The following is a 21,141-nucleotide window of genomic DNA, read 5'->3' as shown; positions in this document are numbered from 1 at the left end:
GGAGGCCGCCGCCGGACGGCGGGGCGCACGGTCGTGCGCCGCCCCGGCTGCGGTGGTTGACGGACCGTCAGGGCAGGTGGGCCCCGACGGCCATCGGCACGGGACCACCAGGAGCAGCGGAACGGGAGCAGCCCGGAGTCATGCGTGTCGTCTCCATCCTCGTGGAAAACACGGATCACCCGCGGCCGGTATCCTGACTCCCGGATCACCGCACGCCCTCAGGCCTTCCCGGCTGGCTGCCAGTGGCCGTCTCCTGCGAGGGCGGACTCCCCGGTCACAGTGGCGGGACCGTGCCGGACTCACACCGGCTTCCCTGACACCGCGGACCTGCCGTCGACCATATAGTTGGACGTCCTAGTAAGTCCAGAGGTCCGGGTGCGCGCCGCGTCATCGGGGTCCCACGCACCGGGCGCCGGGCCGATGGCGCGATCGGCCCGCTCGACCCGGGGGCCACCCCGCAGCCGGGCGCGGCCCCCGGTCGGCGAGCCTCCGGCCCCCGGCTCCCGGGATGGGAGGCGAGGGTGGCTACCTCACGCCGCGCGCCGTTGGAACTGCTGGTTCGCGCCCGTACCGCAGGGCCACTGGATGAGGCGGCGACGGCGGCCCGGGACTCGTTGTAGTCGGTGCCGCGGCCCGGGCCGGGATTCCCAGCGCGTCCTCCCCAGCCGTGGACAGAGCCGTGCCGCGCGCGGCCTCGGACGCCCGGCCGCCCCCGCGCCGGCCGAGGCAGCGGGTGGGCCCCGGACAGCGGGGCCGTGCCCACCGCGCACCTCCCCCGCGCCGACACCGGCGGTACGGCGGCCAACCGGTACATTCCTACCGGCTCACCTGCGAGTTTCCGGATCGGGTGGGTGGTCACCGTCACCTGCGAGGAGCAAGACCCTGAGTACGTCATCCGCGGAAGCGCTGTCCGTCGGCCTGCTGGTGCTGGTACTCGTCTGCGCGGTGGTACGGCCGTGGGGCTGGCCGGAGGCGGTGGTCGCGGTCCCGGCGGCCGGGCTGGCGATCGCCACGGGCGCGATCTCCTGGGACCACGCGGTGGCCGAGGCGCAGCGGCTCGGGCCGGTGATCGGGTTCCTGGCAGCCGTGCTGGTGCTGGCTCAACTGTGCGACGACGAGGGCCTGTTCCGTGCCTGCGGGGCGTGGATGGCCCGGACGTCGGCCGGGAGTCCGCGGCGGCTCCTGGTGCAGGTGTTCGTGGTCGCCTCGGTGGTCACGGCGGTGCTCAGCCTGGACGCCACCGTGGTGCTGCTGACGCCGGTGGTGTTCGTCACCGCGGCCCGGCTCGGCGCGCGCCCCAAACCGCACCTGTACGCCTGTACCCACCTGTCGAACACCGCCTCGCTGCTGCTGCCGGTCTCCAACCTCACCAACCTGCTGGCCTTCGCCGCCAGCGGGCTGAGCTTCACCCGGTTCGCCGCACTGATGGCGCTGCCGTGGCTGGCGGCCATCGCCGTCGAGTACGTGGTGCTGCGCCGGTTCTTCGCCGCCGATCTCGACGCGGGCGCCCCGGCCGCGGGCGAGGCGGAGGCGCCGGAGATGCCGCTGTTCGCGCTGGTCACCGTCGCCTGCACGCTCGCCGGATTCGTCCTGACCTCGATCGTCGGCGTCGATCCGGCCTGGGCGGCGCTGGCCGGCGCGCTGGTGCTCGCCGTCCGGGCCCTGGTCCGGCGGCGCTCCACCCCGGTGGCGATCGTGCGCTCGGCCGCCGTACCGTTCCTGGCCTTCGTCCTGGCGCTCGGCATCGTGGTCCGGGCCGTGGTCGACAACGGGCTGGCCTCCGCGCTCGGGCACCTCGTGCCCGACGGCACCTCGCTGCCCGCGCTGCTGGGCACCGCGGCGCTGGCGGCGGTGCTCGCGAACGTCATCAACAACCTGCCCGCCACCCTCGTCCTGCTCCCGCTGGCCGTGCCGTCCGGCGCCGGGGCGGTGCTGGCGGTGCTGCTCGGGGTCAACATCGGCCCCAACCTCACCTACGCCGGCTCGCTGGCCACGCTGCTGTGGCGGCGCATCGTGCGCGAGCACGAAACCGAGGTCGGCCTGGGCGAGTTCACCCGGCTCGGACTGCTCGTCGTGCCCGCTGCCCTGGTGACGGCCGTGGTGGCACTGTGGGGGTCCCTGCACATCATCGGAGGCTGACCGCGTGACCGTCGTCGTCTGGATCACCGAAGGCACCTGGCCCGCCTGCGTGGACGCCGCCCGCGCCCACGCACCCCGGGAGGCGGAGATCGTCCTGCTCCACGTCAGCGGCCAGGAGGTCCCCGGCGTCGCGCACGGCGCGTTCGCCGGGCTGCTCGGTCGCGGCCACCGCGAGCGCGACCCCGGCACCCGGGTGGAGACCCTGGCGGCGGCCTCCGCCCGGGAACTCCTCGACGCCGCCGCCGAGCGGCTCGGACGGCCCTGCGCCCGGGTGGAGCGGACCGGACGGGTCGAGCGCGAGGTCGTCGCGGCCACCGAGGGCGCGGCGTTGCTCGTCCTCGCCCGCGACGGCGACCGCACCCGCCTCGGACCGCACAGCCTCGGCCCCGCGACCCGTTTCGTCGTCGACCACGCGCCCTGCCCGGTGCTGCTGGTCTGGCCGGAACCGGCGCCCGGCACCGCCACGATCCCTCCCCCGCCCGACGGACGGTAGCGGTCGACGGTAGCGGTCCGGAACCGGGACGCCCGGGCCGTGACTCCGGGGCCGTGACTCCGGGTCAGTGCCTCCGGACCAGTGCCCGACGGCCGGTGTCCCGGTCAGTGCCCGACGGCCGGTGTCCCGGTCAGTGCCCGACGGCCGGTGTCCCGGTCAGTGCCCGACGGCCGGTCCTGGGTGGGAGAGCCGGTAGACCCCGCCCGCCGTGAGGCGGACCCGGAAGCGCCGCTCGTCGCCGGGGACGGCGGTGGCCGCGACCGCCCGGCCGTCCCCGCCGGTCAGGACGAGGTCGCCCGCCGGCTCGGGCAGGCGCAGCTCGACGGTGGTGTCCCGGGCGGCCCGGAGGGCGGCCCCGGTCAGCACGCCTCGGCGCCAGCTCAGGCCGACCGTGAGCCCGCCCCGCGCGCGCAGGCCGTGGACGTCCCCGTCCGGCCAGCTCGCCGGCAGTGCGGGCAGCAGCCGCAGGACCCCGTTGTGACTCTGCAGCAGCGCCTCGGCGATGGCGGCGGTGATGCCGAAGTTGCCGTCGATCTGGAAGAGCCGGGGCGGGTGCAGGTCGAAGAGGTTCGGCGCGATCGAGGTGGCGAGCAGTCGCTCCACGGCGTGCCCGGTGAGCGCGCCGTCGCCCAGGCGGGCGGCGAGCGCGGCGACCCAGGCGAGGCTCCAGCCGGTGCCGCCTCCGCCGTGTTCCAGGCGCCGGTCCAGGGCGCGGCGGGCCGGTTCCAGCAGGGTGTCGTCGCCGAGCGGGTCGACGGCGCTGCCCGGGTAGAGGCCGTAGAGGTGGGAGAGGTGGCGGTGGCCGGGGTCCTCCTCGGGGAGGTCGTCCCGCCATTCCAGCAGTCGGCCGTCGGCGCCGAGTGCCGGTGGGCGCAGCCGGGCGCGCAGGCGGGTCAGTTCGTCCGCCAGCTCGTGGTCGACGCCGAGTTCGCGGGCGGCGGCGGCGGTGTTGCCGAGGAGTTCGGCGGCCAGCCAGTGGTCCATGGTGGAGCCGGCGTCGACGGCGGCCAGGGAGCCGTCGGCGAGCCTGAAGTGGTGCTCGGGCGAGGTGGACGGGCAGGTCACCAGCTCGCCGTCGCCCTCCTCACCCGGCGGGTGGGTCTCGACCAGGAGGTGGGTGAGGAAGCGGGCGGCCTCGCGCATGGCGGGGTAGGCGCGGTCGGCGAGGAAGTCGCGGTCCCCGTGGAAGAGGTGGTGGTCCCACAGGTGGGCGGCGAGCCACGGCCCGGCCATCGGCCAGTGCGCCCAGACCGGGTCCCCCGACACGGGGTTGGTGGCGCGCCAGAGGTCGACGTTGTGGTGGCAGCACCAGCCCGGCGCGTCGTAGTAGACCCGCGCGGTGGAGCGCCCCGCGTCGGCGAGGTCGGCGACGAGGTCGAACAGCGGACCGTGGCATTCGGCGAGGCCCGTGGTCTCGGCCGGCCAGTAGTTCATCTGGAGGTTGATGTTCGACGTCCAGTCGGAGTTCCAGGGCGGCTTGACGTCGTTGTTCCAGATGCCCTGGAGGTTGGCGGGCTGGGTGCCCGACCGGGAGGAGGCGATGAGCAGGTAGCGGCCGTAGGCGAACAGCTGGGCGGTGAGCCCCGGGTCCTCGGCGCCCGCGTTCGCCGCGGCGAGGCGCTCGTCGGTGGGCCGGTGCGCCGCCTCGGCCGGGCCGTGCAGGCGGAGTGCGGCGGCCCCGAACAGCCGCCGGTGGTCGGCCACGTGCGCGGCCCGCAGTTCGTCGTAGTCCTGCCCGCCGGTCCCGTCCAGCCACCGGCGGGCTTCGGCGAGCGCCGCCCCGGGGCCCTCGGGCCGCTGCCGCCAGTGCCGGTATCCGGTGCCGACGGCGACCAGGAGCACCGCCTCGTCGGCACCGGTGACCTCGATCCCGCCGTCCACGGCGCGGGTGCTCCCGTTGACCGTCCGCACGCGAGCCGCGGCGGCGAAGCCCGTGCCCTCGTCGTCCCGGTGGACGGGATCCTCACCGTGCCGGGGCGACGCGCTCGCCGGGGCGCGGCCGTGGACCGACAGCTCGCCGGTTCCCGGGTCGGCCACCGGGTCCGCGGCCGGATGGGGCGTCGTGAGGCTCGCGCGGAAGGCGAGGGCGCCGGGGGCCTCCGCGGTGAGGCGGACGGCCAGCACGCCCGCGGGCGCGGACACGAAACTCTCCCGCCGGTACCGGACCCCTCCCGCCGTGAACGACACGGTGTGCACGGCCTCGTCGAGGTCCAGCTCGCGCCGGTAGTCGACGGCGTCGTGCTCGCCGCAGGACGGGAAGGCCAACAGGAGGGTGGCGAGCGGCTGGTACGCCTCGGCGTCGGGGCCCAGGAAGTGGGCCGTGGCGAGCGCGTGGGCGCCGGCGTGGTCGCGGTCGCGCAGCACCGCCGCCCGCAGGGCGGGCAGGTGGTCGGCTGCGCCGGCCCGGTCCCGGGGGCCGGGGCCTCCGGACCACAGGGTGTCCGCGTTGAGCTCGATCCGCTCGGTGTGCACGCCTCCGTACGTCATGGCGCCCAGCCGGCCGTTGCCGAGTGGAAGCGCTGCCAGGAAGTCGTCGGCGGCGCGCCGGTACCAGAGCGGGTCCGTGGCGGGCTGCCGGGTCTCCGTGGGCATGTCGTCGCTCCGATCGTGGGCGCGGCCGGGTCCGGTGTCCGGGCGGACGGGCCGGAAGAAGGTGGTCAGGGGGCGGTACCGACGGTGCGCCGGTGGCCGGTGTCCGCGCGGGCCGGTACCCATCTCAGGCCTCCTCGACGACGGGCTGCCGCTCGTGGTCGAGCCGGCCGGAGACGAACCCGTCGATCACGACGGGCGTCGCGCCGAAGCCGGCCCCGGCCCCGGCGTCGGTCAGGGCGGGTGACTGTGCCGCCTCGGCGAGCACGTCGGTGTCGAGCCCGGTCTCGCCGTAGGCGAGTCGGACCTTCATGACGGCTCCTCCCCCGAGCCGGACGGGGCCGGTTCGCCCAGCCCGTAGATCCGGGTCGCGGTGCCGCCGAAGACCTGGGCGCGCTCGTGCGGTTCGAGGCCGTCCGTCAACTCCTCCGCCGCGCTGACGACCTGTCCGTAGGAGGCGGCCACCAGGCAGACCGGCCAGTCGGAGCCGAACATGACGCGTTCGGGCCCGAAGGCGTCGAGCACGGTCTCGGCGTAGGGGCGCAGCCCGGCGACGGTCCAGCCGTCGGGAGCGGCCTCCGTCACCATCCCGGAGAGCTTGCAGAAGACGTTCGGCTCGCGGGCCAGTTCGCGCACCCGTCCGGCCCAGGGCTCCGGTTCGCCCCGCGCGATCGGCGGTTTGGCGAGGTGGTCCAGGACGAACGGCTGCCCCGGCAGGGCGCGCACCGCGTCGATGGCGGCGGGCAGTTGACGGGGCCGCACGAGCAGGTCGTAGCAGAGCCCGGCGTCGCCGACGGCGCGCAGTCCGCGCCGGACGTCGGGGCGGGCGAGCCAGGCCGGGTCGCGCTCGCCCTGGACGAGGTGGCGGATGCCGACGAGCCGGTCTCCGCCCGGCCGTCGCCGCAGTTCGGCGAGGGTGTCGGCGATCCCGGGCGCGGTGAGGTCCGCCCAGCCGACGACTCCCGCGATCAGCGGTTCGGCGGCGGCCAGGGCAAGGAACTCCTCGGTCTCGGCGGCATCCGGCAGGACCTGCACCAGCACGGTGCGGTCGATGCCCGCCTCACGGGCCCGGGGCGCCAGGTCGGCCGGCCCGAAGTCGCGCCGGACGGCGGCCAGTTCCGGCTCGTCGAGCCAGGAGTGCGGGCGCCGGCCCAACTCCCACAGGTGGTGGTGCGCGTCGACTCTCACGCGCGCTCGCTCCTCGGCCGCTTGCCGAGGAACTCGCACGCCTTGGTGCCGTACGCCTTGTTGTCGGCGCGGACCACCATGTAGACGTTGCCCTTGTCGGGGCGGGTGTCGACGCTGACGACCGGGATCTTCCTGGCGGCCAGCCGGTCGAGGGTGGAGGCGATCGCGCCGGTGTCCTGCGGCGCCATGACGACGGCCTTGGCGCCAGTGTTCCGGAAGACCTGGACGTTCGCGACCAGCTTGGTGACGTCGTTCTGCGAGTTGCTGACCGGCAGGGTGTCGAGGCCCTGGGAGGAGGCGTCCTGCTTGGCGTACTGCGCGTAGCTGTTCCAGAAGTCGGAGTCCGCGCGGGGCAGGTCGATGCCGATCGCCGGCTTTCCGTCACCGGAGGCGGCGGAGGTCGAGTCGCTGCCGCGGTTGCAGGCCGTGGCCGCGATTCTGGAGGAGCGAGGCTTCATGGTGCTGGTCTCCTTGGCTGGGAAGGCCGACGCCCCGGGGGGGGTGGGTGGAGGCGGGAAGCAGCCGGGGGCATCCGCCGACATTCATCGGATGGCTCGCGGTGTTGAGGACTTTACGAGTCGGAAATCCGGCTGACAAGAGGGAGGCCTCGGATGAATCGCAACCGTGATCCAGGGCTCCCCGCCCGGTGAATTGCTCCCTCAGTCTCGTTGTCCACCTGCACAGTTGCGCACCGGCCGGGCACCTGACGAGCAAACATCCGAGGAATCCTTGCGACGCTCAACGCGGCCTCGTATCGTCATCGCATCACGGATTCATCCGATGTATCGGAGAGGAGCCACCACATGAAGCTGCTACGGGTGGGCGAGCCCGGCGCGGAGACGCCGGTCGTCCTCGACGAGGACGGGACGGCCTTCGCCCTCACGGACCTGACCGGCGACATCGACGGCGCCTTCCTCGCCTCGGACGGGATCGACCGGGCCCGGGCCGCCCTGGCCGAGGGCTCGCTGCCCGCCGTGGACACGGCCGGCCTGCGGACCGGCGCACCGGTCGCCCGTCCCGGAAAAGTGGTCTGCATCGGCCTCAACTACCGCGACCACGCCGAGGAGACCGGGGCGGCCGTCCCCGAGCGGCCGGTGGTCTTCCTCAAGGACCCGTCCACCGTCGTCGGACCCTTCGACCCGGTGCTGATCCCGCGCGGCTCGGTGAAGACCGACTGGGAGGTGGAACTCGCCGTCGTCATCGGCCGCGAGGCCCGCTACCTCGCCGGCCCGGACGCCGCGAAGGACTGCATCGCGGGCTACGCGATCAGCAACGACGTCTCCGAGCGGGAGTTCCAGCTGGAGTTCTCCGCCCAGTGGGACCTCGGCAAGTCCTGCGAGAGCTTCAACCCGCTCGGCCCCTGGCTGGTGACCCCGGACGAGGTGGGCGACCCGCAGGACCTGGGACTGCGCCTGGCCGTCAACGGCGAGACGCGCCAGGACGGCAGCACCCGGAACATGGTCTTCGACGTCGCGTACCTGGTCTGGTACCTGAGCCGGTACATGGTGCTTCGCCCCGGCGACGTCATCAACACCGGCACCCCGGCCGGCGTGGCCCTGGGCCTGCCCGGCACCCCCTACCTGCGCGAGGGCGACACCGTGGAACTGTCCATCGACGGCCTCGGCGCCCAGCGCCAGACCCTCCGCAACGCGTGAAAGGCAGCCCCTTGTCCGCAACCGCAGCACGGATCACCGCCGTCGACACCTTCGACATCCGCTTCCCCACCTCGCGGGAGCTGGACGGGTCCGACGCGATGAACCCCGACCCCGACTACTCCGCCGCCTACGTCGTCCTGCGGACCTCCGACGACGGCCCCGAGGGCCACGGCTTCACCTTCACCATCGGGCGCGGCAACGACGTCCAGGTGGCCGCCGTCGACGCGCTCCGCCCGCACGTCCTCGGACGCCCGGTCGCCGAACTGTGCGCCGACCCCGGCTCGCTCTACCACGACCTGATCGGCGACAGCCAACTACGCTGGCTGGGACCGGAGAAGGGCGTGATGCACATGGCCATCGGGGCCGTCGTCAACGCGGTCTGGGACCTCGCGGCCAAGCGGGAGGGCAAGCCGCTCTGGCAGCTGCTCGCCGACGCCGAGCCCGAGTGGCTCGTCTCCCAGATCGACTTCCGCTACATCGCCGACGCCCTCGACCCGGCGGAGGCCCTGGAGCTGCTGCGCCGCGGGAAGGCCGGCGCCGCCGAACGCACCGCCGAACTGCTCCGCCGGGGCTACCCCGCCTACACCACCTCCCCCGGCTGGCTGGGCTACGACGACGAGAAGCTCACCCGCCTCGCCCGCGAGGCCGTGTCGGACGGCTTCCGACAGATCAAGCTGAAGGTCGGCGCCGACCTGGCGGACGACATCCGCCGCTGCCGCGCCGCCCGCGCCGCCGTCGGGCCCGACATCCGGATGGCCATCGACGCCAACCAGCGCTGGAACGTGGCCGAGGCCGTCGAATGGACCAAGGCGCTGGCGGAGTTCGACCCGTACTGGATCGAGGAGCCCACCAGCCCCGACGACGTGCTCGGGCACGCCACCATCCGGCGCGGGGTCAGCCCGGTGAAGGTCGCCACCGGCGAGCACGTGCAGAACCGCGTCGTCTTCAAGCAGCTGCTCCAGGCCGGTGCCATCGACGTCCTCCAGCTGGACTCGGCCCGGGTCGGCGGCGTCAACGAGAACCTCGCGATCCTGCTGCTCGCCGCGAAGTTCGGCGTCCCGGTCTGCCCGCACGCCGGCGGCGTGGGCCTGTGCGAGCTCGTCCAGCACCTGTCCATGTTCGACTTCGTCGCCCTCACGGGCACCATCGAGGACCGCGTCATCGAGTTCGTCGACCACCTCCACGAGCACTTCCTCGACCCGGTGGTGATCGCCGACGGCCACTACCGCGCGCCCACCCTCCCCGGTTTCTCGGCCGCCATGCACCAGGATTCACTGGACACCTACCACTACCCGCACGGCTCCTTCTGGGCCGCGGAACCGACGCCTAACCAGGAGGCGGGCGCATGACGACCACGGAACTCGACGGACTGACGGCACTCGTCACCGGTGGCGCCTCCGGCATCGGCCTCGCCACCGCGTCCCTGCTCGCCGAACGCGGCGCGCGGGTCGCCGTCCTCGACCTCCACCCCGGAACGGTGCCGGAGCCGCTGCTGGGCTTCGCCGTCGACGTCACCGACGACACCTCCGTGCGGACCACCGTCGCGGCGGCGGCCCGCACCCTCGGCGGAATCGACATCCTGGTCAACAACGCGGGCATCGGCGCGGTCGGCACCGTCGCGGACAACTCCGACGAGCAGTGGCACCGCGTCCTCGACGTCAACCTGCTCGGCGTCGTCCGCACCACCCGCGCCGCCCTGCCGCACCTGCGCCGCTCCCGGCGCGCCTCGGTGGTCAACACCTGCTCCATCGCCGCCACCGCAGGCCTCCCCCAGCGCGCGCTCTACTCGGCGACCAAGGGCGCCGTCCTGGCACTCACCCGGGCGATGGCCGCCGACCACGTCCGCGAGGGCATCCGGGTCAACTGCGTCAACCCCGGCACCGTGGACACCCCCTGGGTGGGGCGGCTGCTGGACGCCACCGACGACCCGGCCGCCGAACGTGCGGCGCTGAGCGGCCGCCAGCCGCACGGACGCCTGGTCACCGCCCAGGAGGTCGCCGCCGCCATCGCCTACCTGGCCTCCCCCTCGGCCGGCAGCACCACCGGCACCGCGCTGCAGGTCGACGGCGGGATGGCGGGGCTGCGGCTGCGCCCGGAGCCCCGGCCGTGACCGCGCCCCTCCGGACCCTCGGGCGCAGCGGGGTCGCGGTCGGCGAGCTCGCCTTCGGCGCGGCGGGCATCGGGAACCTCTTCACCCCGCTGACCGACGCCGACGCCGAGCAGGCCGTCGCCGCCGCCTGGGAGTGCGGCGTACGGTACTTCGACACCGCCCCGCACTACGGCCTGGGCCTGTCCGAGCGGCGGCTCGGCCGCGCCCTGCGCGGCCGGCCCAGGGACCAGTACGTCCTGTCCACCAAGGTCGGCCGACTGCTGCGCCCGGCACCGGAGCCGGCGGGCGACGACCTCGCCCACGGGTTCGCCGTCCCCGCCACCCGGCACCGGGTCTGGGACTTCAGCGCCGCGGGCGTCCGCCGCTCGATCGAGGACAGCCTGGAGCGCCTCGGCCTCGACCGGATCGACGTCGTCTACCTGCACGACCCGGACGACCACGCGGAGCAGGCACTCGCCGAGGCGTACCCCGAACTGGCCCGGCTGCGCGCCGAGGGCATGGTGGGCGCGATCGGCGTCGGGATGAACCAGGCCGAGCTCCTCACCCGCTTCGTCCGCGAGACCGACCTCGACGCCGTCCTGCTCGCGGGCCGCTACAGCCTGCTCGACCAGCGCGGACTCACCGAGCTGCTGCCGCTGGCCGCCGAACGCGGCGTCGGCGTCGTCATCGGCGGAGTCTTCAACTCCGGCCTGCTCGCCGACCCGCGCCCCGGGGCCACCTTCGACTACGCCGCCGCCCCCGCGGAGCTGATCGCCCGCGCACTGGACCTCAAGGCCGTCTGCGAGAAGCACGGGGTGCCGCTGCGCGCCGCGGCGCTGCGCTTCCCGTTCGGGCACCCCGCCGTGGTCAGCGTGCTGGTCGGCACCCGCAACGCCGGCGAGGCCCGGGACGCCGCCGCCATGCTCCGGCACCCGGTCCCCGACGAGCTGTGGGCGGAGCTGAAGGACCGCGATCTGCTCCCACCAGGCGTCCCGACCCCGCAGGAGGCACCCTGATGCGCGTCGCGCTGTTCATCACCTGCTTCAACGACACCCTGTTCCCCGGCACTGGCCGGGCCGTGGTGAGCGTCCTCGAACGGCTCGGCCACACCGTGGAGTTCCCGCAGGACCAGACCTGCTGCGGGCAGATGCACGTCAACACCGGCTACCGCACGGACGCCGTCCCGCTGATCGCCCGGTTCGCGCGCGCCTTCGGCGAGTACGACGCGGTCGTCACGCCGTCCGCGTCCTGTGCCGGGCTGGTCCGGGAGCACCACCCCGCCCTCGCCGAGGAGTACAGCCCCCCGGAGCTGCGTCGACAGGTCGCCGAACTGGCGCTCCGGGTGCACGAGTTCACCGAGTTCCTGACCGATGTCCTCGGCGTCACGGACGTCGGTGCGCGCTTCCCGCACCGGGTCACCTACCATCCGACCTGCCACTCGCTGCGCGGGCTGCGCCTCGGCGACCGGCCGCAGCGGCTGCTGCGCGCGGTCGAGGGCCTCGACCTGGTCGAGCTCCCGGCCGCCGACTCGTGCTGCGGCTTCGGCGGCACCTTCGCCGTCAAGAACGCCGCGACCTCGGGCGCGATGCTCCTCGACAAGGTCGACGCCGTCCTGGAGACCGGGGCCGACGTGCTGTGCACGGTCGACAACTCCTGCCTGATGCACATCGGTGGCGGCCTGTCCCGGCAGGCCGCCCCGGTGCGGACCATGCACCTGGCCGAGATCCTGGCCACGACCGAAGGGGGACGCCCATGACCGGAAAGGTGCCCGCGACCACTCCGGGTGACCGCGGCGTGGTGTGGCTGGGCTCGCCGTCCTTCCCGGACGCCGCCCGGGAAGCCCTCGGGGACACCCGGCTGCGGGCCAACCTGAAGCGGGCGACGACCGTCATCCGCGACAAGCGCCTCGCCGCGGCCTCCGAGCTGGACGACTGGGAGGAGCTGCGCGCCGCCGCCGACGCCGTCAAGACCCGGACCCTGCGCCACCTCGACCACCATCTGCTGCGACTGGAGGAGACGGTCACCGCCGCCGGCGGAACCGTGCGCTGGGCGGCGGACGCGGCGGAGGCCAACCGGATCGTCACCGAGCTGGTCCGCGCGACCGGCGAGCGCGAGGTGGTCAAGGTCAAGTCGATGGCCACCCAGGAGATCGGCCTCAACGAGCACCTGGCCGAAGCCGGCATCACCGCGTACGAGACCGATCTCGCCGAGCTGATCGTCCAGTTGGGCGACGACCGGCCCTCGCACATCCTCGTGCCCGCGATCCACCGCAACCGCACCGAGATCCGCGACCTGTTCGCCGCCGAGATGGGCCACTGGGGCCGCCCCGCACCCGACGGCCTCAGCGACGACCCCAAGGCACTGGCCGAGGCGGCCCGGCTGCACCTGCGGGAGAAGTTCCTCACCGCCAAGGTGGCCGTGTCCGGTGCCAACTTCGCCGTCGCCGACACCGGCACCGTCATGGTCGTCGAGTCCGAAGGCAACGGAAGGATGTGCCTGACCCTCCCGCAGACCCTGATCACCGTCATGGGCATCGAGAAGGTCCTCCCCACCTGGGCCGACCTGGAGGTGTTCCTCCAACTGCTCCCCCGCTCCTCCACCGGCGAACGGATGAACCCCTACACCTCCGCCTGGACCGGGGTGACCGAGGGCGACGGACCGCAGGACTTCCACCTCGTCCTGCTCGACAACGGCCGCAGCGACACCCTCGCCGACACCGTCGGCCGCCAGGCCCTCGCCTGCATCCGCTGCTCCGCCTGCCTCAACGTCTGCCCGGTGTACGAGCGCACCGGCGGGCACGCCTACGGCTCGGTCTACCCCGGGCCGATCGGCGCCGTCCTCACCCCGCAGCTCATCGGCGTCGGCAGTGACACGAGGAGCAGCGCCGCCACGCTTCCGTTCGCCTCCACGCTCTGCGGGGCCTGCTACGACGCCTGCCCCGTGAAGATCGACATCCCGAAGCTGCTGGTCCACCTGCGGGCCGAAGTGGTCGAGGCCGGGGGACGATCGGCGGAGTCCCTGGCGATGAAGGCCGCCGCCACCGTCCTCGACTCCCCCGCGCTGTTCACCGCCGCCCAGAAGGCGGCCTCGCTCGGCGGCCGGGCCCTCGCCCGGGGCGGGCGGATCGGCCGGCTGCCCGGACCGCTGCGCGGCTGGTCCGACAGCCGCGACACCCCCGCACCGCCCGCCGAGTCCTTCCGCACGTGGTGGCGCAAGAACAGGGAGAGCGAATGACCAGCCGCGAGACCGTCCTCGCCCGCATCCGGGCCGCCCTCGCCGACGTCCCCGCCGACGAGGGCCCGGACGACCTGCCCGTACCCCGCTCCTACCGGCGCGGCCACACCGCCCCCGGGCAGGACCTCGTGGCCCTGTTCGCCGAACGGGTCGCCGACTACCGCGCCACGGTCACCCGGACCGGACCGGCCGGACTGCCCGGGGCGATCGCCGCCGCCCTCACCGCGCGCGGTGCCGGGCGGCTGGCGGTGCCCGCCGGCTTCCCGGACGACGCCCTGCCGTCCGGGGAATGGGAGTGGCACCGGGAGCCCCTGGACGTCTCCGCCCTGGACGCCCTCGACGGCGCCGTCACGCTCGCGGCCGTCGGCATCGCCGTCACCGGCACCATCGCCCTGGACACCGGGCCGGGCCAGGGCAGGCGCGCGCTCACCCTCGTCCCGGACTACCACCTGTGCGTCGTCCGCGCCGAGCAGATCGTCGACGACGTCCCCGCGGCGCTCGCGCGCCTCGACCCGCGGCGGCCGCTGACCTTCGTCTCCGGCCCGTCGGCGACCAGCGACATCGAACTCGACCGGGTCGAGGGCGTCCACGGGCCGCGGACCCTGCACGTCATCGTCGTCGACACCACCGACACCACCGGCACCACCGACACCACCGACGGCACCGACGGCACCCTCCACACGACCGTCGGCGCCACCGGCGCCACCGGCGCCACCGGCGCCACCACCGACCCCGAGCCTGCGGAGCAGCCATGAGGATCGCCCTGCACACCCGCGTACGTGCGGACCGGATCGAGGAGCACGAGGCCGCGCACCGCGAGGTGCCCGCCGAACTCACCGACGCCATCAGGGCGGCCGGCGTGGGCTCCTGGACCATCTGGCGCAGCGGATCCGAGCTGTTCCACCTCCTGGAGTGCGAGGACTACGGCCGGCTGCTCGCCGAGCTGGAGGACCTGCCGGTCAACATCGTCTGGCAGGTGCGGATGGCCGAACTCCTCGACGTCGGCCGCGACTACTCGGCGGCCGGTGCCGCGGCCGGACTCCCCGTGGTGTGGGAGCTGTGACCTCGGCCCGGCCCGGCCTCGGCGGTTCCCGGAACCGCCGAGGCCGGGCCGGGCGGAACCCTTATGCTGCGAAGATCAGATGACCAGGAAGGGCATAGCTGTGCCAGTCACCGACGAGGCGATCGAGAAGATCAAGGCCATGATCGTGAGCGGCGAGCTTCGCCCCGGGGCGAAGCTCCCGAAGGAGGCCGACCTCGCCGACCGGCTCGGCCTGTCCCGCAACTCCCTGCGGGAGGCGGTCAAGGCCCTCTCCCTGATCCGGGTCCTCGACGTGCGCCAGGGCGACGGCACGTACGTGACCAGCCTGGAGCCCGAAGTCCTCCTGGACGCCCTGGGTTTCGTCGTCGACTTCCACCAGGACGACACGGTGCTGGAGTTCCTGGAGGTCCGCCGCATCCTGGAACCCGCCGCCGCCGCGATGGCCGCCCGGGTCATGTCCGAGGAGGACATCGCCGCGCTGGGTGACGTGCTGGAGAGCCTGGCCGAGGACGCGTCGCTGGAGGAACTCATCGCCAACGACCTGGAGTTCCACCGCAGGATCGCGGCCGGGTCCGCCAACACCGTGCTCTGCTCGCTGATCGACGGCCTCTCCGGGCCCACCATGCGCGCGCGGATCTGGCGCGGGCTGACCGAGGAGGGCGCGGTGGCCGGCACCCGCCTGCAGCACCGCGCGATCTTCGACGCCATCGCCGGCCGCCGCCCGGAACTCGCCCACGCCTGGGCGACCGTGCACGTCGCCGGGGTCGAGCAGTGGCTCCGCGACACCCTCGGCGAGGCCGGATCGTCCCTCGGCGAGGCGGCGCCGCCCCTCGGCTGACAGGGGGTGGACGCCCCGGAAGGGGCGGTGAGTGGAGGAAAGGGCGAGGCCCCGCGCGCCCATGCGGTGGCGCGCGGGACCTCGCGTCCGGGGCCGGCCTCAGGCCGGGTAGGGCAGTTCGGCCTCGTGGGTGCCGGCCGGGCTGACGTGCAGCGTGCCGTCCGGGCCGCCGATCCGCAGCTGCCGGGGGTGCGGGCTGTCGGTGGTCACCCGCAGGCGGTCCCCGGCGCGGCGCAGCCGGAAGCGGGCGCTCTCGCCGGGCCCCTTGGTGTGCGGGATCACGACAATGCGCTCGGCGCCGTCGGCGAAGGCGTGCACCCGCAGTTCCACGCCCTCGGCCCAGGCGGAGACCGGGCGCTGGTCGTCCGCCCCGAACGGGATGACGGAGTCCGGGCGGGCGAGCAGCGGCAGGGTGTGGAAGCCGTGCCGTTCGCGCACCCAGCGCGGGCCGCCGACCCGGTCGCCGGTCAGGACGTTGGTCCACGTCCCCTCGGGCACGTAGTACTCGACCGTGCCGTCCTCTGACCGACGTGCTGGGCGGTGCCTCCGTGCCCGCCGGCGGGTCGGTCGCCCTCGGTGCCTGGGACGTGCGGGTCTTCGTCGCCGACTGAGCACGCGAAGCGTGGAGGGGTGGCGGGCCCCGCCGGGCCCACCACCCCTCCGCTTCACTCCCGGCGGCTGTCGTTCCGCTGCTATTCCGCCGAGAAGCGGTAGGCCGTCCTCGACCGGTACTTCTCGCCCGGGCGGAGCAGGGTGGAGGGGTAGTCGGGCCGGTTGGGCGAGTCCGGGAAGTGCTGGGTCTCCAGCGCGATGCCCGCGTACGCGGTGTACCGGCGGCCGGAGCGGCCGATCAGCGAGCCGTCGAAGTGGTTGCCGGTGTAGACCTGGAGGCCCGGCTCCGTGGTCAGGCACTCGACCTGCCGGCCGCTCGCCGGGTGGCTCAGCACGGCGGCCCGCCGGAACCCGCAGCCGTCGAGCACCCAGGTGTGGTCGAACCCGCCGCCGGCCGCCCGGAGCTGGGGGTGCTCCGCGGTGACGCACTCGGCGATCCTGCGGGCGCGGCGAAGGTCGAACGGCGTGCCGGCGACCGGCTCGACCGGGCCGAGCGGGATCAGGTCCCCGTCCACCGGGAGGTACCCGGCGGCCTCGACGCGCAGCAGGTGGTCGAGCACCGTCCCGCCGCCCTCGCCGGCCAGGTTGAAGTACGCGTGATTGGTGAGGTTGACGACCGTCGGGGCGTCCGTGGCGGCCTGGTAGGTGATCGAGAGCTCACCGTCGGGATCGAGCAGGTACGTCACCTCGGCGGTGACGGTTCCCGGGAACCCCTGGTCCCCGGCGGGGCTGCGCAGGCGGAAGCGGACGCCGACCTGCCGGTCCGCCCGGACCGGAACGCCGTCCCAGAGGCGGGTGGCGAAGCCGTCCGGGCCTCCGTGCAGGGTGTGTCCGGTGAGCTGGGTGTCCAGCCGGTACATCACGTCGCCGAGTCGCAGCACGCCGCGGGCGACCCGGTTGGCGTAGCGGCCGACGGTCGCGCCGAGGTACGACGCCTGGCCGAGCAGGTCCTGCACGCTGCCGCCGGCGAGGACCACGTTGGCCTTCCGCCCGGCCCGGTCGGGCGCGTTCAGGGCCTGGAGGCGGGCGCCCAGGCTGAGCACCTCGGCCGTCACCCCGGCCCGGGAGCCGAACGTCCAGCGGGTGATGCGCCGGCCGTCCGGCATGGCCGCGGCGACCTCCTGGGTCACCATCAGGTCACCGGGGGAGACGAGGACGTCTCTGGGCACGGGCTGCTCTCCGTTCGACGGGGTGCGGTAAGGGGCTGCCCGGGACTGCGGAGCAGCGTTCGGGGAAAGGGGTGACGCCCGCCGGGTGGGCGGGCGTCGTCGCGCGGGGGACTGCGAGGGTCAGAGCCCTTGGGCCAGCCGGTGGTAGGCCTGGTTCCAGCGCAGTTCCTTGGTGAAGCGGCGCATCGTGGTGTCGTCGTCGATCACCAGGAGTTCGACGCCGAGCATCTCGGCGAGGTCGTCGAGCTCCTCGGTGCCGAGCGCGCCGGAGAGCACGGTGTGGTGCGGGGCGCCGGCGGTCAGCCAGGCCTCGGCGGAGGTCTGCAGGTCCGGACGCGGCCGCCAGACGGCACGGGCGACGGGCAGGTTGGGCAGCGGCTCCGGCGAGGGGACCACGTCGACCTCGTTGGCGACCAGCCGGAAGCGGTCGCCAAGGTCGGCGAGGCCGACCACCACGGCGGGGCCGGGCTCGGCGTCGAAGACCAGGCGGACCGGGTCCTCCCGCCCGCCGATGCCGAGCGGGTGGATCTCGCACGAGGGGGTGTCGGCGGCGATGCTCGGGCAGACCTCCAGCATGTGCGCGCCGAGGATCAGCTCACTGCCGAACTCCAGGTGGTAGGTGTAGTCCTCCATGAAGGAGGTGCCTCCGGCCAGCCCGGTGGAAGCCACCTTGAGGGTGCGCAGCAGGGTGGCGGTCTTCCAGTCGCCCTCGCCGCCGAAGCCGTAGCCGTCGGCCATCAGCCGCTGCACCGCCAGGCCGGGCAGCTGGCGCAGCCCGCCGAGGTCCTCGAAGTTGGTGGTGAAGGCCTTGAAGCCGCCCTGCTCCAGGAACCCGCGCAGGCCGAGCTCGATGCGCGCGGCGTAGCGCAGCGAATCGTGGCGCTCCCCGCCGGCCCGCAGTTCGGGCGCGAGGCGGTAGCTGTCCTCGTACTCCTTGGCCAGCGTGGTGACGTCGGCGTCGTCCGTCGCGTCCACCGCGGCGACCAGGTCGTTGACGCCGTAGGTGTTGACGGAGACGCCGAAGCGCAGCTGCGCCTCGACCTTGTCCCCCTCGGTGACGGCGACGTCGCGCATGTTGTCGCCGAAGCGGGCGAGCTTGAGGCCGCTCAGTTCGGCACGGCCGGCCGCGGCACGGGACCAGGTGGCGATCCGTGCGGCCACGGTCGGGTCGCTGACGTGCCCGGCGACGGTCTTGCGGGCAACTCCGAGGCGGGACTGGATGAAGCCGAACTCGCGGTCGCCGTGGGCGGCCTGGTTCAGGTTCATGAAGTCCATGTCGATGGATTCCCAGGGGAGTTCGACATTGGCCTGGGTGTGGAGGTGCAGCAGCGGCTTGCGCAGGGCGTCGAGTCCCGCGATCCACATCTTGGCCGGGGAGAAGGTGTGCATCCAGGCGATCAGGCCGATGCAGTCGTCCGCGGAGTTGGCCTCCAGGCAGACCCGGCGGATGGCGCTCGCGTCGGTGAGGACGGGCTTCCAGACGATCTCGACCGGTACGGCGGCGTCCCGGTCGAGGGCTGCGGCGATCCGCTGGGACTGCTCGGCGACCTGCCGCAGCGTCTCCTCGCCGTACAGGCCCTGGCTGCCGGTCAGGAACCAGACCTCGCGGCCTTCGAGTGGCTTGGTCATGGGGTGGCTCCTCACCGGCCCTGGGGCTGGCCGTAGACGTTCTGGTAGCGGAAGTTGAGACTGTCGATGTCCGCCTGGGCGATCGGCAGCGGTTCGCCCAGCTGGCGGGAGAGGTGGACGGTGCGGGCCACGTCCTCGCACATCACGGCGGCCTTGACCGCCGCCTCGGCGTCCTTGCCGATGGTGAAGACACCGTGGTTCTGCATCAGGACGGCGGGCGAGCGGTGGCCCTTGAGGGTGTCCACGATGCCCCGGCCGATCGAGTCGTCGCCGATCAGGGCGAAGGGGCCCACCGGGATCTCGGCGCCGAACTCGTCGGCCATCGCGGTGAGGACGCAGGGCACGGCCTCGCCGCGCGCCGCCCAGGCGCTGGCGTAGGTGGAGTGGGTGTGCACCACGCCGCCGACCTCGGGCACGTGGCGGTAGACGTAGGCGTGCGCGGCGGTGTCGGAGGAGGGTGCGTGGTCACCCTCGACGACGTTGCCGTCCAGGTCGCAGACGATCATGTTCTGCGGCGTCAGCTCGTCGTAGGAGACCCCGCTCGGCTTGATGACGAGCAGGTCCTCGCCCGGGACGCGGGCGGACACGTTGCCCGCCGTCCACACGACGAGGCCGTAGCGGACGAGTTCCTGGTGGAGGTCGCTGACCTCGCGGCGGACGGCGTCGACGGTCGCGTTCACAATGCCTCGCTCGGGGTGGTGAGGGCGGCGTTCCGGATGTCACGCAGGCGGTGCAGGAGCTTGTCGGCGCCCCGGCCGAAGTGGTCGTGCAGCGCGCGGTACTCGGCGAAGAGCCGGTCGTAGGTGTCGGCGGCGGCCTGCCGCGGCCGGTAGGCGTCCCGGTGCACCCGTCCCATGGCGGCGGCCGCGGTCCGTACGTCCGGGTACGCTCCGGCGGCGACGGCGGCATGGATGGCGGAGCCGAGGGCCGGCCCCTGCTCGGACTCCGCGACCGAGACCGGGCGGCGCAGCACGTCGGCGTGGATCTGCATCAGCAGGGCGTTCTTCTTGAGGCCGCCGGTGACGATGAACTCGGTGACGGGGACGCCGCCCCGTTCCAGGGCCTCGACGATGACGCGGGTGCCGAAGGCGGTGGCCTCCAGCAGGGCGCGGTAGATCTCCTCGGGACGGGTCGCCAGGGTGAGACCGACGATCACTCCGGACAGGTGGTGGTCGACCAGGGTGGAGCGGTTGCCGTTCATCCAGTCGAGCGCCACCAGTCCGTGCGCGCCGACGGGTTGGTCGGCGGCCTTGCGGGTGAGCAGCCGGTGCAGGTCCTCGCCGTTCGCCTCGGCCTCGGCCAGGTAGTCGGCGGGCACGCCCTGGCGCAGCCACCAGGCGAAGATGTCGCCGACGGCGCTCTGGCCGGCCTCGTAGCCGTAGGAGCCGGTGACGATGCCGTCCTGGACCACGCCGCAGATGCCGGGGACGTCGGCGAGCGTCGCGCCGTTGACGACGTGGCAGGTGGACGTGCCCATGATGGCGAGGAGTCGGCCGTCGTCGACGGCCCGGGCGGCCGGTGCGGCCACGTGCGCGTCGACGTTGCCGGCGGCGACCGCGGTGCCCTCGGGCAGGCCGGTCCACTCCGCGGCCTGCGCGGTGAGCCCGCCGACCCGGGAGCCGAGCGGGGAGAGCGGGTGCTCCAGGCGGGTGCGGGCGAAGTCGGCGAAGTCCGGGTGGAGCGCCGCGAGGTACTCCTCGCTGGGGTAGCTCCCGTCCTGGTGGATGCCCTTGTAGCCGGCCGTGCAGGTGTTGCGGCTCTCGGCGCCGGTGAGCTGCCAGACGATCCAGTCGGCGGCCTCGATCCAGCGGGCGGTCGCGGCGTAGACGGCCCGGTCCTCCTCCAGCACCTGGAGGGCCTTGGCGTACTGCCACTCGGCGGAGATCCGGCCGCCGTAGCGGGAGATCCACTTCTCGGCGCGGGCGTGGGCCAGCGCGTTGATCCGGTCGGCCTGGGGCTGGGCGGCGTGGTGCTTCCAGAGCTTGGGCCAGGCGTGCGGGCGGGACGCCCAGGCGTCCGTCTCGGCCAGCGGGGTGCCGTCGGCGAGCACCGGCAGGACGGTGCAGGCGGTGAAGTCGGTGGCGATGCCGATCACGTGGGCGGGGTCGACACCGGCGGCGGCGAGCGCGGCGGGGACGGCGGTGCGCAGCACCTCACGCCAGTCCGCCGGGTGCTGGAGCGCCCAGTCGGGCGGCAACACCTCGGCGGTGCCGGGGAGTTCGCGTTCGATGACGGCGTGCGGGTAGTCGTGGACGGCGGTGCCCACTTCCTCGCCGTCCCGCACCCGGACGACCACGGCGCGGCCGGAGAGGGTGCCGAAGTCGACGCCGACGACGTACCGGTCCGGGTCGGGGGCGGCAGGGATCACGGTCACGTTCTCATCCTTCGTACGGGAGGCCTGCATTGGTGCCTGTCGCCGGTGCGTTCCTCAACCGGGGCAGGGCGGGTGCGCACCGGCGACAGG

Annotated in this window: 19 protein-coding genes, 1 pseudogene and 1 riboswitch; of the genes and pseudogenes, 11 read left to right on the top strand and 9 right to left on the bottom strand. The window is 73.9% G+C overall.

The window, feature by feature from the left end; genetic code table 11:
- Window positions 1-165 precede the first annotated feature (165 nt).
- Window positions 166-357: riboswitch (cobalamin riboswitch) on the bottom strand.
- A 525-nt stretch (window positions 358-882) separates the two neighbouring features.
- Together ACIGG8_RS08505 and ACIGG8_RS08500 are read left to right on the top strand one after the other, a co-directional pair.
- Entirely contained in the window at window positions 883-2,139 is a 1,257-nt protein-coding gene (locus ACIGG8_RS08505; RefSeq protein WP_396546496.1) for an SLC13 family permease, read from the top strand.
- Between the two features lie 4 nt (window positions 2,140-2,143).
- The gene (locus ACIGG8_RS08500; RefSeq protein ID WP_396546458.1) at window positions 2,144-2,632 is read left to right on the top strand and encodes a universal stress protein; all 489 of its coding nucleotides are present in this window, start codon (window positions 2,144-2,146) and stop codon (window positions 2,630-2,632) included.
- A gap of 156 nt (window positions 2,633-2,788) precedes the next feature.
- On the opposite strand, the gene ACIGG8_RS08495 is transcribed toward ACIGG8_RS08500, so the two are convergent.
- From ACIGG8_RS08495 to ACIGG8_RS08480, 4 genes and pseudogenes are all read right to left on the bottom strand, one after another.
- A complete protein-coding gene (locus ACIGG8_RS08495; protein ID WP_396546457.1) occupies window positions 2,789-5,224 on the bottom strand; it encodes a glycosyl hydrolase family 95 catalytic domain-containing protein in 2,436 nt (811 codons plus the stop codon).
- 124 nt (window positions 5,225-5,348) lie between these two features.
- Window positions 5,349-5,534: a hypothetical protein gene (locus ACIGG8_RS08490; protein ID WP_396546456.1), complete on the bottom strand. Its 186-nt coding sequence runs from the start codon at window positions 5,532-5,534 to the stop codon at window positions 5,349-5,351.
- Window positions 5,531-6,409 (bottom strand): amidohydrolase family protein, encoded by an 879-nt coding sequence (locus ACIGG8_RS08485; protein ID WP_396546455.1) that lies wholly within the window; start codon window positions 6,407-6,409, stop codon window positions 5,531-5,533. The genes ACIGG8_RS08490 and ACIGG8_RS08485 overlap by 4 nt, the downstream gene beginning before the upstream one ends.
- 17 nt (window positions 6,410-6,426) lie before the next feature.
- A pseudogene (locus ACIGG8_RS08480) lies at window positions 6,427-6,867 on the bottom strand (sugar ABC transporter substrate-binding protein); the annotation flags it as partial.
- 345 nt (window positions 6,868-7,212) lie between these two features.
- On the opposite strand from ACIGG8_RS08480, the gene ACIGG8_RS08475 reads away from it, so the two are divergent.
- From ACIGG8_RS08475 to ACIGG8_RS08435, 9 genes are all read left to right on the top strand, one after another.
- Entirely contained in the window at window positions 7,213-8,064 is an 852-nt protein-coding gene (locus tag ACIGG8_RS08475; protein ID WP_396546454.1) for a fumarylacetoacetate hydrolase family protein, read from the top strand.
- Between the two features lie 11 nt (window positions 8,065-8,075).
- Entirely contained in the window at window positions 8,076-9,413 is a 1,338-nt protein-coding gene (locus ACIGG8_RS08470) for an L-fuconate dehydratase (RefSeq protein ID WP_396546453.1), read from the top strand.
- The gene (locus tag ACIGG8_RS08465; RefSeq protein ID WP_396546452.1) at window positions 9,410-10,174 is read left to right on the top strand and encodes an SDR family NAD(P)-dependent oxidoreductase; all 765 of its coding nucleotides are present in this window, start codon (window positions 9,410-9,412) and stop codon (window positions 10,172-10,174) included. The genes ACIGG8_RS08470 and ACIGG8_RS08465 overlap by 4 nt, the downstream gene beginning before the upstream one ends.
- The gene (locus ACIGG8_RS08460) at window positions 10,171-11,169 is read left to right on the top strand and encodes an aldo/keto reductase (RefSeq protein ID WP_396546451.1); all 999 of its coding nucleotides are present in this window, start codon (window positions 10,171-10,173) and stop codon (window positions 11,167-11,169) included. Before ACIGG8_RS08465 ends, ACIGG8_RS08460 begins: the two co-directional genes overlap by 4 nt.
- A complete protein-coding gene (locus ACIGG8_RS08455) occupies window positions 11,169-11,909 on the top strand; it encodes a (Fe-S)-binding protein (RefSeq protein ID WP_396546450.1) in 741 nt (246 codons plus the stop codon). The genes ACIGG8_RS08460 and ACIGG8_RS08455 overlap by 1 nt, the downstream gene beginning before the upstream one ends.
- Complete coding sequence (locus ACIGG8_RS08450; protein ID WP_396546449.1) at window positions 11,906-13,387, top strand: LutB/LldF family L-lactate oxidation iron-sulfur protein; 1,482 nt, start codon at window positions 11,906-11,908, stop codon at window positions 13,385-13,387. The genes ACIGG8_RS08455 and ACIGG8_RS08450 overlap by 4 nt, the downstream gene beginning before the upstream one ends.
- Entirely contained in the window at window positions 13,384-14,142 is a 759-nt protein-coding gene (locus tag ACIGG8_RS08445) for a lactate utilization protein C (protein ID WP_396546448.1), read from the top strand. Before ACIGG8_RS08450 ends, ACIGG8_RS08445 begins: the two co-directional genes overlap by 4 nt.
- Window positions 14,139-14,450, top strand: coding sequence for an L-rhamnose mutarotase (locus tag ACIGG8_RS08440; RefSeq protein ID WP_396546447.1), 312 nt, complete (start codon window positions 14,139-14,141; stop codon window positions 14,448-14,450). Before ACIGG8_RS08445 ends, ACIGG8_RS08440 begins: the two co-directional genes overlap by 4 nt.
- 100 nt (window positions 14,451-14,550) lie before the next feature.
- On the top strand, window positions 14,551-15,267 hold the full coding sequence (locus tag ACIGG8_RS08435) for a FadR/GntR family transcriptional regulator (RefSeq protein WP_396546446.1): 717 nt from the start codon (window positions 14,551-14,553) through the stop codon (window positions 15,265-15,267).
- Between the two features lie 99 nt (window positions 15,268-15,366).
- On the opposite strand, the gene ACIGG8_RS08430 is transcribed toward ACIGG8_RS08435, so the two are convergent.
- The 5 genes from ACIGG8_RS08430 to ACIGG8_RS08410 form a co-directional block, all read right to left on the bottom strand.
- Entirely contained in the window at window positions 15,367-15,765 is a 399-nt protein-coding gene (locus tag ACIGG8_RS08430) for a hypothetical protein (protein WP_396546445.1), read from the bottom strand.
- Between the two features lie 194 nt (window positions 15,766-15,959).
- Window positions 15,960-17,048: an aldose epimerase family protein gene (locus ACIGG8_RS08425; protein ID WP_396546444.1), complete on the bottom strand. Its 1,089-nt coding sequence runs from the start codon at window positions 17,046-17,048 to the stop codon at window positions 15,960-15,962.
- A gap of 120 nt (window positions 17,049-17,168) precedes the next feature.
- Window positions 17,169-18,677 carry an L-arabinose isomerase gene (gene araA, locus ACIGG8_RS08420; protein ID WP_396546443.1) on the bottom strand — a complete coding sequence of 503 codons (1,509 nt, stop codon included), beginning with the start codon at window positions 18,675-18,677 and terminating at the stop codon, window positions 17,169-17,171.
- An 11-nt stretch (window positions 18,678-18,688) separates the two neighbouring features.
- Complete coding sequence (locus tag ACIGG8_RS08415; protein ID WP_396546442.1) at window positions 18,689-19,357, bottom strand: L-ribulose-5-phosphate 4-epimerase; 669 nt, start codon at window positions 19,355-19,357, stop codon at window positions 18,689-18,691.
- Window positions 19,354-21,051: a ribulokinase gene (locus ACIGG8_RS08410; RefSeq protein WP_396546441.1), complete on the bottom strand. Its 1,698-nt coding sequence runs from the start codon at window positions 21,049-21,051 to the stop codon at window positions 19,354-19,356. Before ACIGG8_RS08410 ends, ACIGG8_RS08415 begins: the two co-directional genes overlap by 4 nt.
- Window positions 21,052-21,141: the final 90 nt, after the last annotated feature.

The organism is Kitasatospora sp. NPDC085464 (assembly GCF_044541955.1).
Taxonomy (GTDB): domain Bacteria; phylum Actinomycetota; class Actinomycetes; order Streptomycetales; family Streptomycetaceae; genus Kitasatospora.
Note: the sequence above shows the minus strand (reverse complement) of the source record. Positions and strands in the feature narration are given on the sequence as shown.